Source organism: Pseudomonas sp. Irchel s3f10 (assembly GCF_900187515.1).
GTDB classification, from domain to species: Bacteria; Pseudomonadota; Gammaproteobacteria; order Pseudomonadales; family Pseudomonadaceae; genus Aquipseudomonas; species Aquipseudomonas tensinigenes.
Window position 1 is genome coordinate 430474 of sequence record NZ_FYDZ01000002.1, and the last position, 15176, is coordinate 445649.

The 15176-nt window shown below is 59.6% G+C and carries 10 protein-coding genes and 1 pseudogene; 3 read left to right on the plus strand and 8 right to left on the minus strand.

The features are described from left to right. Positions 1 to 197: 197 nt before the first annotated feature. Genes CKW17_RS07170 through CKW17_RS07200 form a run of 7 tightly spaced genes read right to left on the minus strand, consistent with a single transcriptional unit; the run spans position 198 to position 8646 of the window. On the minus strand, positions 198 to 1199 hold the full coding sequence (locus tag CKW17_RS07170) for a PleD family two-component system response regulator (RefSeq protein ID WP_077571285.1): 1002 nt from the start codon (positions 1197 to 1199) through the stop codon (positions 198 to 200). A gap of 48 nt (positions 1200 to 1247) precedes the next feature. Beyond that, on the minus strand, positions 1248 to 2258 hold the full coding sequence (locus tag CKW17_RS07175) for a chemotaxis response regulator protein-glutamate methylesterase (protein WP_095119324.1): 1011 nt from the start codon (positions 2256 to 2258) through the stop codon (positions 1248 to 1250). After that, the gene (locus CKW17_RS07180) at positions 2255 to 4543 is read right to left on the minus strand and encodes a hybrid sensor histidine kinase/response regulator (protein ID WP_095119325.1); all 2289 of its coding nucleotides are present in this window, start codon (positions 4541 to 4543) and stop codon (positions 2255 to 2257) included. Before CKW17_RS07180 ends, CKW17_RS07175 begins: the two co-directional genes overlap by 4 nt. After that, entirely contained in the window at positions 4540 to 5223 is a 684-nt protein-coding gene (locus CKW17_RS07185) for a chemotaxis protein CheW (protein ID WP_095119326.1), read from the minus strand. The genes CKW17_RS07180 and CKW17_RS07185 overlap by 4 nt, the downstream gene beginning before the upstream one ends. Continuing rightward, positions 5220 to 6491, minus strand: coding sequence for a protein-glutamate O-methyltransferase CheR (locus tag CKW17_RS07190; RefSeq protein ID WP_095119327.1), 1272 nt, complete (start codon positions 6489 to 6491; stop codon positions 5220 to 5222). Before CKW17_RS07190 ends, CKW17_RS07185 begins: the two co-directional genes overlap by 4 nt. Beyond that, positions 6488 to 7024 carry a chemotaxis protein CheW gene (locus CKW17_RS07195; protein WP_095119328.1) on the minus strand — a complete coding sequence of 179 codons (537 nt, stop codon included), beginning with the start codon at positions 7022 to 7024 and terminating at the stop codon, positions 6488 to 6490. Before CKW17_RS07195 ends, CKW17_RS07190 begins: the two co-directional genes overlap by 4 nt. Beyond that, positions 7024 to 8646 carry a methyl-accepting chemotaxis protein gene (locus tag CKW17_RS07200; protein WP_095119329.1) on the minus strand — a complete coding sequence of 541 codons (1623 nt, stop codon included), beginning with the start codon at positions 8644 to 8646 and terminating at the stop codon, positions 7024 to 7026. Before CKW17_RS07200 ends, CKW17_RS07195 begins: the two co-directional genes overlap by 1 nt. A gap of 264 nt (positions 8647 to 8910) precedes the next feature. Here CKW17_RS07200 and CKW17_RS07205 point away from each other — a divergent pair, with 264 nt between their 5' ends. Both CKW17_RS07205 and CKW17_RS07210 read left to right on the plus strand, forming a co-directional pair. Beyond that, the gene (locus tag CKW17_RS07205) at positions 8911 to 13590 is read left to right on the plus strand and encodes an RHS repeat-associated core domain-containing protein (RefSeq protein WP_095119330.1); all 4680 of its coding nucleotides are present in this window, start codon (positions 8911 to 8913) and stop codon (positions 13588 to 13590) included. Continuing rightward, positions 13587 to 14003, plus strand: a complete 417-nt coding sequence (locus CKW17_RS07210; protein WP_095119331.1) for a hypothetical protein — start codon at positions 13587 to 13589, stop codon at positions 14001 to 14003. Before CKW17_RS07205 ends, CKW17_RS07210 begins: the two co-directional genes overlap by 4 nt. A gap of 89 nt (positions 14004 to 14092) precedes the next feature. Here CKW17_RS07210 and CKW17_RS07215 read toward each other — a convergent pair whose 3' ends face one another. After that, the gene (locus tag CKW17_RS07215; protein WP_095119332.1) at positions 14093 to 14815 is read right to left on the minus strand and encodes a tellurite resistance TerB family protein; all 723 of its coding nucleotides are present in this window, start codon (positions 14813 to 14815) and stop codon (positions 14093 to 14095) included. Positions 14816 to 14994: 179 nt separating this feature from the next. Between CKW17_RS07215 and CKW17_RS30710 the strand changes: the two are divergent. Further along, positions 14995 to 15120, plus strand: a pseudogene (locus CKW17_RS30710) (LysR family transcriptional regulator); the annotation flags it as partial. Between the last annotated feature and the right edge of the window lie 56 nt (positions 15121 to 15176).

Sequence of the window (15176 nt, forward strand, 5' to 3'; positions counted from 1 at the left end):
TAACCCTCTCCCAGAGGTAGAGGGGACTGATTGGGGGATACTCGGGAGGTACGCCGACGTGAAAGGGCTTTGCCGAATCCGGAACCGTCAGGCTTGAAGATCCATAATCGACTCGGTCGATCAGGTCGATGTACAGCGCCAGACACCTCCGTCGGCCCCCTCTCCCTCTGGGAGAGGGCTGGGGTGAGGGTCAGCCGTTACTCGATCCCGACCTGATTACGGCCATTATTCTTGGCCAAATACAACCCGCGATCCGCCGCCGAAATCAGCAGCCGGCAATCGCTACCCGCCTGCGGCACCATGGTCGCCAGACCAATACTGATGGTCAGACTCGCCCCTTCCGCCGGGGTGTTGTGCGGAATTTTCAGCGAGGCCACGGTCTGGCGCAGTTTCTCCGCCACCAGCCGCGCGCCGCCCGGCGAGGTGTTCGGCAGCACCAGCACAAACTCCTCACCACCATAACGCGCCGGCAGATCCGACGGTCGTGCGCTGGCCTCGCGGATCGCCGTGGCGACCTTGCGCAACGCCTCATCACCTTCAACATGGCCAAAGCTGTCGTTGTAGGACTTGAAGTAATCGACGTCGATCATCAACAGCGACAACTGACTCTGATCCCGCAACGAGCGGCGCCACTCCAGTTCCAGGTACTCGTCGAAGTGGCGGCGATTGGACAGCCCGGTCAGGCCATCGGAGTTCATCAGCCGTTGCAGCACCAGATTGGTGTCGAGCAACTGCTGCTGGCTGACGCGCAACGCGCGGTACGCGGCATCGCGTTGCAGCAGCGTCATGTACGAGCGCGAGTGATAGCGGATGCGCGCCACCAGTTCGATGGTGTCCGGCAGCTTCACCAGATAATCGTTGGCCCCGGCCGAGAACGCCGCGCTTTTGATCAGCGGGTCCTCCTTGGTCGACAGGACGATGATCGGGATGTCCTTGGTCGCCGGGTGATTGCGGTATTCGCGCACCAGGCTCAGGCCATCGAGGCCGGGCATCACCAGGTCCTGCAGAATCACCGTCGGCTTGATCCGCACCGCCTGGGCAATAGCCTGCTGCGGGTCGGAGCAGAAGTGAAAGTCGATATTTTCCTGATTCGACAGCCCACGGCGCACCGCTTCGCCGATCATCGCCTGATCGTCCACCAACAACACCATGGCGGCGTTTTCGTCGGTTTTAATGTCGTCGATCTGTAAGTCATTCATGGGCGGTCACCTGAGTACTGCGGGGGCCAGGATTGCGGATTGACCTGATCATTTGGGGAAAATCTCCTGCAATCGTGGCGCTATTCTTTCCAGTGGACGTATTTCTACGGCGGCATCAATGGCCGCAGCGGCCTTGGGCATGCCGTACACCGCACTGCTTTGCTGATCCTGCGCGATGGTCAGATAACCCTGTTGGCGCATGAGCTTAAGCCCTTGCGCGCCGTCACGCCCCATCCCGGTCAATAAAACCCCGACGGCGTCGCCATTCCAATAACTGGCGACACTCTCGAAAAACACATCGATCGAGGGCCGATAGATTTCGTTGACCGGCTCGGCCGTGTAGGCCAGCGTGCCGTTTTTCAACAAGCGAATATGGTGGTTGGTCCCGGCCAGCAGCACCGCGCCGGCCTGTGGCGGTTCGCCTTCGCGGGCGAGCCTTACATCGAGGCCGCTGGCGCTGGCCAGCCATTCGGCCATGCCGGCAGCAAACACTTGATCGACGTGCTGCACCAGCACAATGGCTGCCGAGAAATCCTTGGGCAAGCCTTTGAGCAGCATCTCCAGCGCCGCCGGCCCGCCTGCGGATGAACCGATCGCTACCAGCCGCTGGCGCGAACCCGAACTGCGCGGCGGTGTCGGCGCGGGACGTGAGCGCGGCGCTTTGTCGCCGATCAGCCAGCCAATATTGAGGATTTTGCGCAGCAACGGCGCCGCCGCTTCCTGCGCATTGCCCGCGCCGAGGGCGGGGGTATCGACCACGTCCAGCGCGCCGTGGCCCATGGCTTCGAAGACACGGTGCACGTTCTGCTGGCGGTCGACGGTCACGATGACAATGGCACACGGGGTTTCAGCCATGATCCGCCGGGTGGCTTCGACGCCGTCCATCACCGGCATGATCAGATCCATGAGGATCAGATCCGGGGTGTTTTCGGCGCACAGTTGCACCGCCTCGGCACCGTTGCGGGCAACCCAGACCACCTGATGCGCCGGCTCGAAAGCCAGCGCCCGGCGCAGGGCCTCGACCGCCATGGGCATGTCGTTGACGATTGCGATCTTCATGCCCGCGCTCCTCCGATAAGCTCGACCACTGCGTCGAGCAGGGCGTCGTCATGAAAACTGGCTTTAGCTAAATAATAGTCAGCGCCGGCATCGAGGCCACGGCGGCGATCCTCTTCGCGATCCTTGTATGACACCACCATCACCGGCAGCGATTGCAGGCGATTGTCGCGGCGCAGCAAAGTGACCAGTTCGATGCCGTCCATGCGCGGCATGTCGATGTCGGTGATCAGCAAATCGAAGTCCTCCGAACGCAGCGCGTTCCAACCGTCCATGCCGTCCACCGCCACCGCGACGTCGTAGCCGCGATTGAGCAGCAGTTTGCGTTGCAGCTCGCGCACAGTCAGCGAGTCGTCAACCACCAGCACCCGTTTACGCGCAGCTTCCGCGGCCTGGTTGCCATGACGGGCGATGCGCTCGAGGCGACCGGTATTGAGCAGTTTGTCCACCGAACGCAGCATGTCTTCAACGTCGACGATCAGCACCACCGAGCCGTCGTCGAGCAAGGCGCCAGCGGAGATATCCTGCACTTTGCCCAGACGCTCATCGAGTGGCAAGACCACCAATGTGCGTTCGCCAATAAAGCGCTCCACGGCAACCCCGTAAACCGCATCGCGCTCACGGATCACCACGACTTTAAGGGTTTCGCCGCTGTTCTGGCTGGCCGGGCGGTTGAGCAACTGGCTGGCCGCAACCAGCCCGACGTGCTGGCCTTCGTGCCAGAAATGCTGACGGCCTTCGACCTGCACGATGTCCTCCGGCGCCAGATCGCACATGCGTTCGATGTGCGCCAGCGGGAAGGCGTAGGCCTCTTCGCCAACTTCCACCACCAGACTGCGCACCACCGACAAGGTCAACGGCACTTCCAGATGAAAGCGACTGCCCTCGCCCGCCGTCTGCTCCAGCACCACCGCACCGCGCAACTGGCGAACCATGTGTTGAACGGCATCGAGGCCAACGCCCCGCCCGGACACTTCGGTGACGGTGTCGCGCAGGCTGAAACCGGGCAGAAAGAGGAAGGTCAGCAGCTCCTCTTCGCTTAGCTGCGCTGCGGTTTCGGCTGGGGATAACTGCCGCTCGACGATGCTGCGGCGGACCTTCTCCAGGTCGACGCCATTGCCGTCATCGCTCAGTTCCAGCACCAGCAGACCGGCCTGATGCGAGGCGCGCAGGCGGATCAGGCCCTCTTCTGATTTACCTTTGAGCAGACGCTGCTCAGGGGTTTCGATGCCGTGATCAACGGCGTTGCGCAGCAAATGCGTCAGCGGTGCTTCGAGTTTCTCCAGCACGTCGCGGTCGACCTGGGTTTTCTCGCCTTCGATCTCCAGGCGTACCTGTTTGCCAAGGCTGCGGCCCAGATCCCGCACCATGCGCACTTGACCGGTGAGCACATCGGCGAAGGGCCGCATGCGGCACGCCAGCGCGGTGTCGTAGAGCACTTGCGCGCGCTGGCTGGCCTGCCAGGCGAATTCGTCGAGTTCGGCGTTTTTCTCGCTCAGCAGTTGCTGGGATTCGGCGAGCAAACGGCGCGCGTCCTCCAAGGCTTCCAGCGCTTCAAGGCTCAACGCATGTTCCTTGAGGTGCACGTTGAGGTTTTCCAGCGCGCGCAGGCCGTTGTTCTGCATGCGCTTGAGACGCTGCATGGTCGCCAAATGCGGCTTGAGGCGCTGGGTTTCCACCAGCGATTTGCTCGACAGATCGAGCAGGCTGTTCAGGCGCTCGGCGGTAACGCGCAAGACGCGTTCGCCACCTTCGGTGGTGCGTTTGCTTTTGCGGGACGTCGGCTCGGAAGGCTCAACCGGCGCGTCCATGATAGGAGCTGGCGCGGGTTCAAAGACCGACGGCGCTTGAAGTTGCAACTCGGCCATCGGCGGTGCAATCAGCGTTGCCGCTGGCGTCGACGGATCGAGCAAACTCGCCATCAACGCCACGTAAGCGTCGATATCACTCGGCTGCGGCGCATTCGTCGGCGTAGCAACGCGCATCAGCAAATCGGTGCCCTGCAATAACGCATCGATATGCTCGGGCCGCAGCAACAACCGTCCTTCCTGCGCACTGACCAGGCAATCTTCCATAACATGGGCGACGCTGACGCCGCTGTCGATGCCGACAATCCGCGCCGCACCTTTGAGCGAGTGCGCCGCGCGCATGCACGATTCCAGTTGATCGGCCTGGGTCGGGTTGCGCTCCAGCGCCAGCAACCCGGCGCTGAGTACTTGGGTCTGCGCTTCGGCTTCGAGGCTGAACAACTCCAGCAGCGAGGCGTCGCGCATTTGCTCGGGGGTCATGTGAGGCTCCGGGTCACGGCGGACAACAGCTGTTCTTCATCCAGCCAACGCAGGCTGCGACCGCGATATTGCAGAACACCACGGGTGTATTTGGCGCTGGCCTGCGCCCCGGATTGCGACGCTGCATCAAGGATGCGCTCGTCGATGGCATGAATACCGTCGACCTCATCCACCGGCACCACGACTGGCCCGCCATGGGCGGCGATGATCAGCATACGCGGCATGATGCGCGCGCCATTGGCTGGCGCAGCGTTGCCATCCAGATCAAGCAACTCAACCAGCGACAGGCACGCCACCAGCGCGCCACGCACATTGGCCACGCCGAGCAAGGCGCGCGAGCGCTGGTGCGGCAACGAGTGAATCGCTTGCAGCGGCGCCACTTCAACGAGGCTGCGCGTCGCCAGCCCCAGCCATTCTTCGCCGAGACGGAACATCAGCAGCGAGCGGGTTTTCACATCGCTTTCCACGGCGATCGCCACCGGGTCGCGTTCGTCCTGCTGCAACGCATAACGATCAAGCAGGCGCGTGGCGGCGGCGGAATACACCGAACAATTGCGGCAATGAATATGCTCTTCCAGCAGCGGGCAGGACTTGTCGCCATGGATGCCGATGCGGTTCCAGCAATCGTCGATGGCCCGTGCGTCTTCGTGGGTGACGTTCAAGGTGTCGGACGGGATCATCGTTTACGCTCACTGTCGGCGGTGCGCCCGCTGCGAGCGGCGCGCTCCTGCAATCGTCTGGCACCCGCTGTATCGCCCTGAGCCTGCAGCAGCGCGGCCAGGTGCATCAACGCTTCGGGGTGTTGCGGTTCGAGATACAACGCTTTGCGATAAAAGCCTTGGGCTTCGAGGGTCAGGCCGGCGACGTCGCTGAGCAAGCCGAGCCAGTAAAATACTTGGGCCACCGGTTCGTGGCTGCGCAAATACTGTTCGCACGCCGCCCGGGCTTCGGCGCTTTTGCCTTCGTTGGCCAGCGCGGCGATATTGGCCAGCAGGGTAGCGGCGTCGGGATTCGTGCTTTTGCTGGCAATGGGCAGCGCCGTCACTGCGGCAAACGGTCGATTGCGCACCACCGGAGGCGGCGCGCTGCGCAACGGTTGGCTGACCGGCAACGTGATCGGTTTGGGCGTCGGTAGCGGTTCGGGATGCGGCTCACTGTGGCGACTGAACGCAAACGACTGCGCAATACCGATCGAACGCATGCCCAGACGCCCAAGCAGACTGCCCTCGGCCGGGCCGATAAACAGCACGCCGTCGAAATGCGTCAGACGCTTGAGCACCTCGAACACCAGTTTTTGCGTCGGCTGATCGAAATAGATCAGCAGGTTGCGGCAGAACACGAAATCGAACGCCGGCTCACTGGCCAACAGCGTCGGATCGAGCACATTGCCGACCTGCAAGCGCACTTGCTCACGCACGTTCTCGTTGACCCGATGGCCGTCCTGCTCAGGGGTGAAATGCCGTTCGCGAAAGTCCAAATCCTGGCCGCGAAACGAGTTTTTGCCATACAGCGCACGCCGCGCCTTCTCCACCGAGAGCGGGCTGACGTCCATGCCATCGACCTTGAACTGATGCGGCTTGAGCCCTGCATCGAGCAAAGCCATGGCTATCGAATAGGGTTCTTCGCCGGTGGAGCACGGCAGGCTGAGGATGCGCAGCGCACGCATATTGTTCAGCTCGGCGAGGCGATTGCGCGCCAGCTTGCCCAGCGTGGCGAAAGATTCCGGGTAACGGAAAAACCACGTTTCCGGGACGATCACTGCTTCGATCAGCGCCTGTTGCTCATCCCGTGAGCCTTGCAGCAATTGCCAATATTCATCGGCATGCGCGGCTTGCGAGAGCGTTGTGCGCTGGCGCACGGCCCGCTCGATGATCGCCGGGCCGACCGACGTCACATCGAGGCCAATGCGTTCCTTGAGAAAGTCGAAAAAACGCTGATCACTGCTCATGCCTGCGCCTCAAGCTGCGCCGGATTGAGCGGCGGATCGGGGAACAGCAAAGTACGCACGGCGTCATCGAGCAAGTCATTGACCAGTACCCATTGCACCAATCCCTGCGCATCTTCACGCACCGGGCCGAGGTAAGGCGCCTCGCGGTTGTCGAGGCCGTAAGGCTGAAACTCTTGCGGATGGCAACGCAGGGTGTCGGTGGCCTGTTCCAGAATCAGCCCAAGCCATTGCGCCGGTTGCGACTCATCAGGCTGGTAATTCACCAGCACGAGCCGCGTGCTGGTGCGCGCCTCGGCGGGATGGCCAAAGGTCAATGCGCTGAGGTCGATCACCGGCACCACCGCACCGCGGTAGGCAAATACGCCTGCAACCCACTGCGGCGCCCGCGCGATCGGTTTCAACGGCAGGCGCGGCAACACTTCCGCGACCTCGGTGGCGCGCAGGGCGTAACGCTCGCTGCCGATGCGAAACAGCAGGAACAACGCCGGCTTCGCCACCTGCGCGGCGCTACGTTTGGCGATGATGTCGCTCATCAGACTTTGAATCGCGAAACGCCGCTGCGCAGCCCGACGGCCACCTGGCTCAGTTCGTCGATGGCGAAACTGGCCTGACGCAACGACTCGACGGTCTGGCTGCTGGCGTCACCCAACTGCACCAGCGCATGGTTGATCTGCTCGGCGCCGGTGGCCTGAGCCTGCATGCCTTCGTTGACCATCAACACCCGCGGCGCCAGCGCCTGCACCTGATGGATGATCTGCGACAGCTGCTCACCGACCTGCTGCACTTCGGACATGCCGCGACGCACTTCTTCGGAGAACTTGTCCATGCCCATCACCCCGGCAGACACCGCCGACTGGATCTCGCGGACCATTTGCTCGATGTCGTAAGTGGCGACCGCGGTCTGATCCGCCAGACGCCGCACTTCAGTGGCGACCACGGCAAAGCCGCGACCGTATTCACCGGCCTTCTCGGCTTCAATCGCCGCGTTGAGCGACAACAGGTTGGTCTGGTCGGCGACCTTGACGATGGTCACCACCACTTGGTTGATGTTGCCGGCCTTCTCATTGAGGATTGCCAGTTTGGCGTTGACCAGATCGGCCGCGCCCATCACCGAGTGCATGGTGTCTTCCATGCGCGCCAGGCCTTGCTGTCCGGAACCCGCCAGCACCGAAGCCTGATCGGCGGCGGTGGACACTTCGGTCATGGTGCGCACCAGATCGCGCGAAGTTGCCGCAATTTCACGGGACGTCGCGCCAATCTCGGTGGTCGTCGCGGCGGTTTCGGTAGCGGTGGCTTGCTGTTGCTTGGAAGTGGCGGCGATCTCGGTCACCGACGTGGTCACCTGCACCGACGAACGCTGCGCTTGGGACACCAGCGCGGTCAGCTCGGTCATCATGTCGTTGAAGCCGGTTTCGACGGCGCCGAACTCGTCTTTGCGGTCGAGGTTCAAACGCGAACTGAGGTCGCCGGTGCGCATGGTTTCAAGGATTTCCACGATGCGGTTCATCGGCGCCATGATTGCGCGCATCAACAACAGACCGCAGAGGCCGGCGGCGAGGACGGCAACCAGCAGGGAAACGAACATGCTGACTTTGGCTGCCGCGACTGCATCGTCGATATTGTTCATGGCCTGGTCGGCGACTGTCTTGTTTTCGCCGATGATGTCGTTGAGCTTCATGCGCCCGGAGTACCAGGCAGGCGTGAGCTTGTCGTGGAACATCCTGACCGCGTCCGCTTCCAGATTGCGTTTATGCAGGTCCAGCACGGCATCCTGAATCTGGCTGTAGGCGTCGTGGTACTTCTCGAACGCGGCGAACTCGAGACGATCCTCGTCGGTCGCCATGGTCTTGCGATAGTTGGCCATCTGCTCCTGCAAACGCGCCTCGAAGGCTTTGTAGTCTGCCGCGTCCTCGCTGGAAATCCCCTCGCCTTCCTTGAGCCCGAGCAATTCTTGGGTCTGCAGATAACTGTCGACCCAGGCGCCACGGATCATCGAGCTGTAATAGACGCCGGGGATCGCGTCATCACGCACGCTGTTTTCACTGACCTCGATCTTCAACAGACGTGAATACGAAACGACGACCATCAGCAACATAATGGCGATAATCACCGCAAAGCTCGCCAAAATGCGTTGGCGCAACGTCCAGTTCTTCACAGTGATTCCTCGTGCCTGATCGAAATGCGGGGAGTATAGCCGAGGGCGGTGTTTCATTTATAAGACGCTTTTTAACCCTGCTGCTCAAGTGGCCCTGGATTGGCGCGAGCTGATTTGCAGCCGTCCGCCTGACAAACAACCTCGTACATCGCAAAAATCGCCAAACTGTTCTATTTTTTTGGATCCAAGGTCAAGTAAAGCGACTCGGGACTGCGCAAGGCTGCCACCCACAACGCTGTTGTCACCGGAATTCAGGGAGCAAGGATGATTTCGATAGCCGAGCAACGCATAACATTTATAGACAGCCAACTGAACGCCTTCACACTCAGTTTGAACAAATACAGAGAAGCCTTGAAGAGTTCCTGGAATCAGCCTTTTGAAATAGGAAGCAAAGTAGCCAATACGCCCTCGCTACTTGGCATGGAGCGAGTCATAAGGGTGGGTAATACATCCAAATCCGTGAACATGGAGGACGGATATTTCGCTTCAAATGTCGCCAAATGCCCACTGCAAGGTCCGCTCCTCATACACAGCAAATTCGAATCGGTTTTCGACATTCCAATTGGCGATATTGAAGTTGAGATCATTGCGCAAGAGGGCGGCGCGATAACCAAGATCCGACTCGACTCAGAAGGAAAAGCCAGCTGGGCGGGGGGCACTCCTGGTAAGCAATACACGGTTCGAGTTCATCAAGAAGTATCCCCTGATCAAATTGATGAATTGTTTGAAGCCTACTCAAAACTGGCAGGTGACCTGGAAAAAAAACTTCGCGAGAAATGGGAAGGCCCGACGGGGTATCGTCAGCAATGGTCGAGCCTTTCGCTTTCGGGCACCGTCATCGCTGTGGGCAAAGGTATTTTCGAAGGAGGGTTTGACGCCATCAAAGGCGTGTGGGAAGGCATCAAAACGGTGCTGGACATGCTGCAAGACCCGGCAAAATTTCGCGAAGAGCTTGGCGCCAGTGTTGATCGGCTTGAGAACGTCGCCAGGCAGTCGCCCCACATCATGAAGCAAGCCATGGTGCTGGCCAGCGATGAGGCGGCACTGTTCTTGATGATGAACTGTGCATTTATATGGCTCGCGAGTTTACCGCCGATGAAGACGGCGGCTGAGCAGGCGAAAATGACCACCAGTTTTTTATTAACGATCGCCATCGACATTGTTGTATCGATCGTACTGACCATCGCCGCAGAAGGAACAGGCCTTATTTATCTAGGCAGCAAGTTGGGGAAGTACGGAAAAGTCCTTTACAACCTGGTAGTGGGTTTCATCGAATCAATCTTCGAAGTCATAAAAGGATTCATGACGTATGTTGCCAAATACGTCCGCGTGGGGCTCCGAGGGGTGGCGAAACGCGTTAGAAATGGCACAACCGAAATGCGTTTTGACGGGAGGAGAAATGCCAGGCTGGCGGGCAGCGAGGTTGCCGATGATGCGCCCCGACAGGCGACGACTCCCGCCGGTAAAAGCACCGAACCGACCCTCAGAACATGCACTGACAAATGCCCGGTTTCGATGGTTACCGGCGAAGAGTTACTGACGCTGACCGATGGTCAACTCGATGGCCTGCTGCCGTTTGAATGGACACGCCTCTATCGAACCAGCGCAGTGGAAATCGATTGCGGCCTAGGTTATGGCTGGAGCCATGCACTCGCGCATCGTGTCGAGATCGTCGGTGACGAAGTCATCTGGACCGACCACGAGAGTCGCGCCACAGTTTTCCCACTTCCAAGCGAGCAACGTCCGGCCATCACCAACAGCCTTTCCCGCGCGGCCATTTTTCTCGGTGACGATCCTTCGGAACTGGTTCTCGCTCAAGCCGGCAAACGTCCATCGTTCTACCACTTCCGCTTTAACAGCAAAGGCGCCACCCTGATCGCCATCAGCGACAGCTATGGCAATCGCCTGCACGTTACACGCGACATCCACGGTCGCATCAAACGCCTCGACAACGGCGCCGGTCGCGCCCTGCTTCTACGTTACGACCGCAAACACATTGTCGCGGTCGACTATCAGCAGTTCCTGCCCGCGGACAATCTGGAAGACGCCTGGAATACGGTGCAGACGCTGGTCACCTACTGCTATGACACCCAGCATCGTCTGATCGAGGCGAAGAACGCGGCCGGTGAGGCCGAACATTATCGCTACAACGAACAGCACGTCATTCTTGAGCGGCAACTCGCAGGCGGCGCGGCCTTTTACTGGGAGTGGGAGAACGAAGGCAAACTGTCTCGTTGCACACATCACTGGGCCAACTTCTCGCAGATGGAGGCGCACTACGCTTGGGATGACAAAGGCAGCGTGACTGTCACCAACGCCGACGGCAGCGAAGAGGTGTACACCCACGATGATCAGGCGCGACTGATCAGCAAGATCGACCCGGACGGTGCCGAGCATCTCAAGGCCTACAACGACAAAGGCCAATTGATCGCGGAAAAGGATCCGTTGGGTGCCGTCACCGAGTACCGCTACAACGACAACGGCTTGATGACTGCCGTTATCCCGCCGGAAGACGAAGCCACAACGTACGAATACATCAACGGCTTCGTGAGTGATGTTCATCGCGGCAAAGCCAGTTGGAAGTACCAACGCAACCGTCAGGGCGATATCACCCAGCAAATCGATCCGGACGGCAATGCCACGCTCTACAGCTACGATCCTCAGGGCCGTCTGCTGGAGATTCGCCACCCGGACGGCAGCCGTCATCAACTCGGGTGGAACAACCTCGGCCAGTTGCTGGAAGAACGCCTGCCCGATGGCGGCCAGCGCAAGTATCGCTACGACGCACTGGGTCGGCAGATTACCCGCCAGGAAGAGTCCGGCGCCATTACCCAATACCAGTGGGACGCAGCCAATCGCCTCGCCCAAGTCACACTGCCGGGCGGTGCAACCCGTGCGTTTACCTATAACGCCTACGGTAATGTCACCGCTGAACGCGATGAACTCGGCCGCATCACTCGGTACGAATACGCCGACAACCTGCATCTGGTCAGCCGCCGCATCAATCCGGACGGCAGCCAACTGCGCTATCGCTATGACAACTCGCGTCTGCTGCTGACTGAAATCGAAAACGAGCGCGGCGAGCAATACCGCCTCGATTACTTCGCCAACGGCCTGATCCAGCAGGAAACCGGTTTCGATGGTCGTCGTACGGCTTACGAGTATGACCTCAACGGCCAACTGCTGAAGAAAACCGAGTTCGGCGACGATGGCAGCGAACTGGTCACTGAGTATCAGCGCGATGCTGCTGGTCGGCTGCTGGTGAAAACCTTGGCCGATGGCAAAGAAATCCATTACGGCTATGACGCTCTCGGCCGTTTGGTGAACGTCGACGACGGGAACTGGCCGCTCGCCTACGAATATGACCTGCAAAATCGCCTGATCACCGAACATCAAGGCTGGGGGACAACCCGTTACGAATACGACAGTGTCAGCCAGTTGAAACACTGCCGCCTGCCTGACGGCAGCAAACTCGACTACCGTCACCAACCCGGCGGGCAACTCAGCAGCATCGACCTCAATGGCTCACGCCTGACCTCTCACCAGTTCAGCGCCGGTCGCGAACAACAGCGCCAGCAAGGTCTGCTGCTCAGCCAATACCAGTACGACGAGCAAGGCCGCCTGCAAGCACACACCGTCGGCCAGCGAGACAAAAGCCTCTTCCAGCGTCGTTATAACTACGACGCCAATGGCAATCTCGCGGGTATCGATGACAGCCGCAAAGGCAACCGCAGCTATCACTACGACCCGCTCGACCGACTGATCAGCGTGCGCGGTGCTACTCCGGAAAGCTTCGCCCATGATCCGGCAGGTAACCTGCTCGGCCAGAACAACGAAGGCACCGCCAACCTCGCCAACGTCAAAGGCAACCGCTTGCTGATGCAGGGTGATCGTCACTACGAGTACGACGCGTACGGCAACCTGAGTCGTGAGCGTCGTGGGACCGAGCAGAAACTCGTCACCGAATACCGCTATGACTGCCAACATCGCTTGATCGGCGTCAGCCTGCCGGGCGGCAACACTGTGTCTTACACGTACGACACCTTCGGCCGACGTATAGAAAAAACCGTCGACGGCTACACCACCGAGTTCCTGTGGCAAGGCGAAAGACTGATCGCGGAAAGCGCCGAAAACCGTTTCCGCAGCTACATCTACGAACCGGGCAGCTTCCGCCCATTGGCGATGCTCGATGGCGAAGGCCCACGTAAAGCCACGCCGTTCTATTACCAACTCGACCACCTCGGAACACCGCAGGAACTCACCGATTACAGCGGTGAGATCATGTGGTCGGCGAAGTACCGGGCCTACGGTAATCTCGCGGCGCTGGACGTCAGCGAGATCGATAACCCATTGCGCTTCCAGGGTCAGTATTTCGACGTCGAAACGGGGCTGCATTACAACTGCCACCGCTACTACAATCCCGAAACCGGACGGTTTTTGACGCCGGATCCGATCAAGCTTGCTGGCGGATTGAATAGCTACCAGTACGTGCCGAATCCGACGGGGTGGGTGGATCCGTCAGGTTTAGCCAGTGGCCCGGTCACCTGCCCTCAACCGGTTGCCGGTGGCAAATGGGAATTCAATCCGAAAGTGGATCTGGATTGGAGAAAGGGTGCAGGTACTCCCCATGATCAAATGACCACCGGGCTGAACGAAGCATTCAAGAGAACGGGTGTACCCAGAGATGAATTTACACCGACCAAATGGGGAAAAAGTCAGGAAGGGAAGTCGTTCCCCACGGAATGGCGGGTGCTGACAGGAAAAAACAAAGGCGCTGAAGTCAACATAGATGATCCTCGGCTGGTTCCATCCAGCGACGGCCCGGCAGATCCTCACATTGGTTATCAGACACCTGGCAAACGAGGTGGAGGCGGGGCCGTTCGAGGACACATCATGCTTGATTTCGTGCCGGTTTCACGGGCAAGAATTGGAGACCCTCAATGAACTATCTGGCGGAAGAAATCGACTCGACCCTTGCAGAACATGCTCTGGAACACAGAAAACTTGGCAGTGAAGAACTCAACGAAATGATTTCAACTCTGCGAAACCATTTTTTTGATTCCGGAGCCAAGGCGCTAGACCCGGTACATCTGAAAAACCCTGAAAAGGCACATGATCCTGATTTCTGGCAAAAAGTGGATCAGTTAGAGGATCTTCACAAGCCGATTCTGATCGTTACGGACAACGAGGTTCATGCCTGGGAGTTGCACTCGACGAGCGATCTCAAGACTCTTTTTTCCGAAACGACCGGTTTTCCCTTCTGGATAACTGACATCCATCATGGCTACATCGCCTATATGGATGACCACGACTGCGTGCATTCACTCCACCGTCAAGCCATCCAGGCGGCGCCATAGCTCTAAAAGGGATACGTCACCATTGAACCGTGGCGTATCCCGGTGTGTAAAACGATGCAACGGACCTGTTTTGTCAGCAGGATCCGGATTCAGGCCAACTCCTGACGCACCTGCTTCTCCAACTCCACCTTCAACCCCGGCTCCAGCTTCAACTGCCGCGCCAGTTCATCCAGATAGCTCTTCTCCATGAAGTTCTCCTCATCCACCAGCATCACGCTGGCGATGTACATCTCCGCCGCCATCTCCGGAGTACTCGCGGCGCGGGCGACATCGGTCGGGTCGAGGGGTTTGTTGAGCTCGGCGTGCAGCCAGTGTTGCAGTTCCTGGTCGTTGTCGAGCTTGATGAACTCGCCTTCGATCAGTTGGCGTTCACGATCATCAATGTGGCCGTCGGCTTTGGCGGCAGCGACCAGCGCTTTGAGAATGGCCTGACTGTGTTGCTCGGCTTGTGCCGGTGGCAAGCGGTCGAGGGTCTGCGGTTCGCGTTGTGGAGCGGTGCCTTTTTGCGCGTTGTAGTTGCCATAAGCCTTGTAAGCCAGCACACCCAGCGCAGCGAGGCCGCCGTAGATCGCGACCTTGCCGCCGACCTTGCGCACTTTCTTGTTGCCGAGCAGCAGGCCCATCGCGCCAGCCGCTAATGCACCGCCGCCTGCACCTGACAGCAGACTGCCGAGGCCACCGGAGCCTGAAGCGCCGCCGAGCAAACCGCCCAAGCCACCGGCAGCCGGTTTGTTCTGCGTTCCGCCAGCCTTGTTCTGCAACAGATCCTGGCCGGATTTGAGTAGTTGATCGAGCAATCCACGGGTGTTCATGTTCCGCCTCCAAACAGGGGTTATCCGGATCTATAAGGCCCTCAGCCTAGTTCGAAAGTGCCCCTGTCCTGCTTGCGAGTGTGCTTCCAGATGTTGCTCAGTACGCCCAAGCCCTTCGTGAAAGTAGATATACCCTCAGGCCAATCTATAAAAACCGCCCACTGGGTACCTTCTTCATGATGACCCTGCGTCAGATCCGTCACTTCATCGCCGTGGCCGAGACCGGCTCGATCTCCGCCGCCGCGCAAACCGCATTCATTTCCCGATCGACCCTGACCCTGGCGATCCAGCAACTGGAGGAGGAAATCGGCGTCAGCCTGTTCAGCCGCCATGCCAAGGGCATGACGCTGACCCATCAGGG

Bases quoted from the DNA above. Each gene is read 5' to 3' on its own strand.
- CKW17_RS07175 (WP_095119324.1), bottom strand. From the start codon at position 2,258: ATGAAGATCGCAATCGTCAACGACATGCCCATGGCGGTCGAGGCCCTG.
- CKW17_RS07205 (WP_095119330.1), top strand. From the start codon at position 8,911: ATGATTTCGATAGCCGAGCAACGCATAACATTTATAGACAGCCAACTG.
- CKW17_RS07210 (WP_095119331.1), top strand. From the start codon at position 13,587: ATGAACTATCTGGCGGAAGAAATCGACTCGACCCTTGCAGAACATGCT.
- CKW17_RS07190 (WP_095119327.1), bottom strand. From the start codon at position 6,491: ATGAGCAGTGATCAGCGTTTTTTCGACTTTCTCAAGGAACGCATTGGC.
- CKW17_RS07215 (WP_095119332.1), bottom strand. From the start codon at position 14,815: ATGAACACCCGTGGATTGCTCGATCAACTACTCAAATCCGGCCAGGAT.
- CKW17_RS07170 (WP_077571285.1), bottom strand. From the start codon at position 1,199: ATGAATGACTTACAGATCGACGACATTAAAACCGACGAAAACGCCGCC.
- CKW17_RS07195 (WP_095119328.1), bottom strand. From the start codon at position 7,024: ATGAGCGACATCATCGCCAAACGTAGCGCCGCGCAGGTGGCGAAGCCG.
- CKW17_RS07185 (WP_095119326.1), bottom strand. From the start codon at position 5,223: ATGATCCCGTCCGACACCTTGAACGTCACCCACGAAGACGCACGGGCC.
- CKW17_RS07180 (WP_095119325.1), bottom strand. From the start codon at position 4,543: ATGACCCCCGAGCAAATGCGCGACGCCTCGCTGCTGGAGTTGTTCAGC.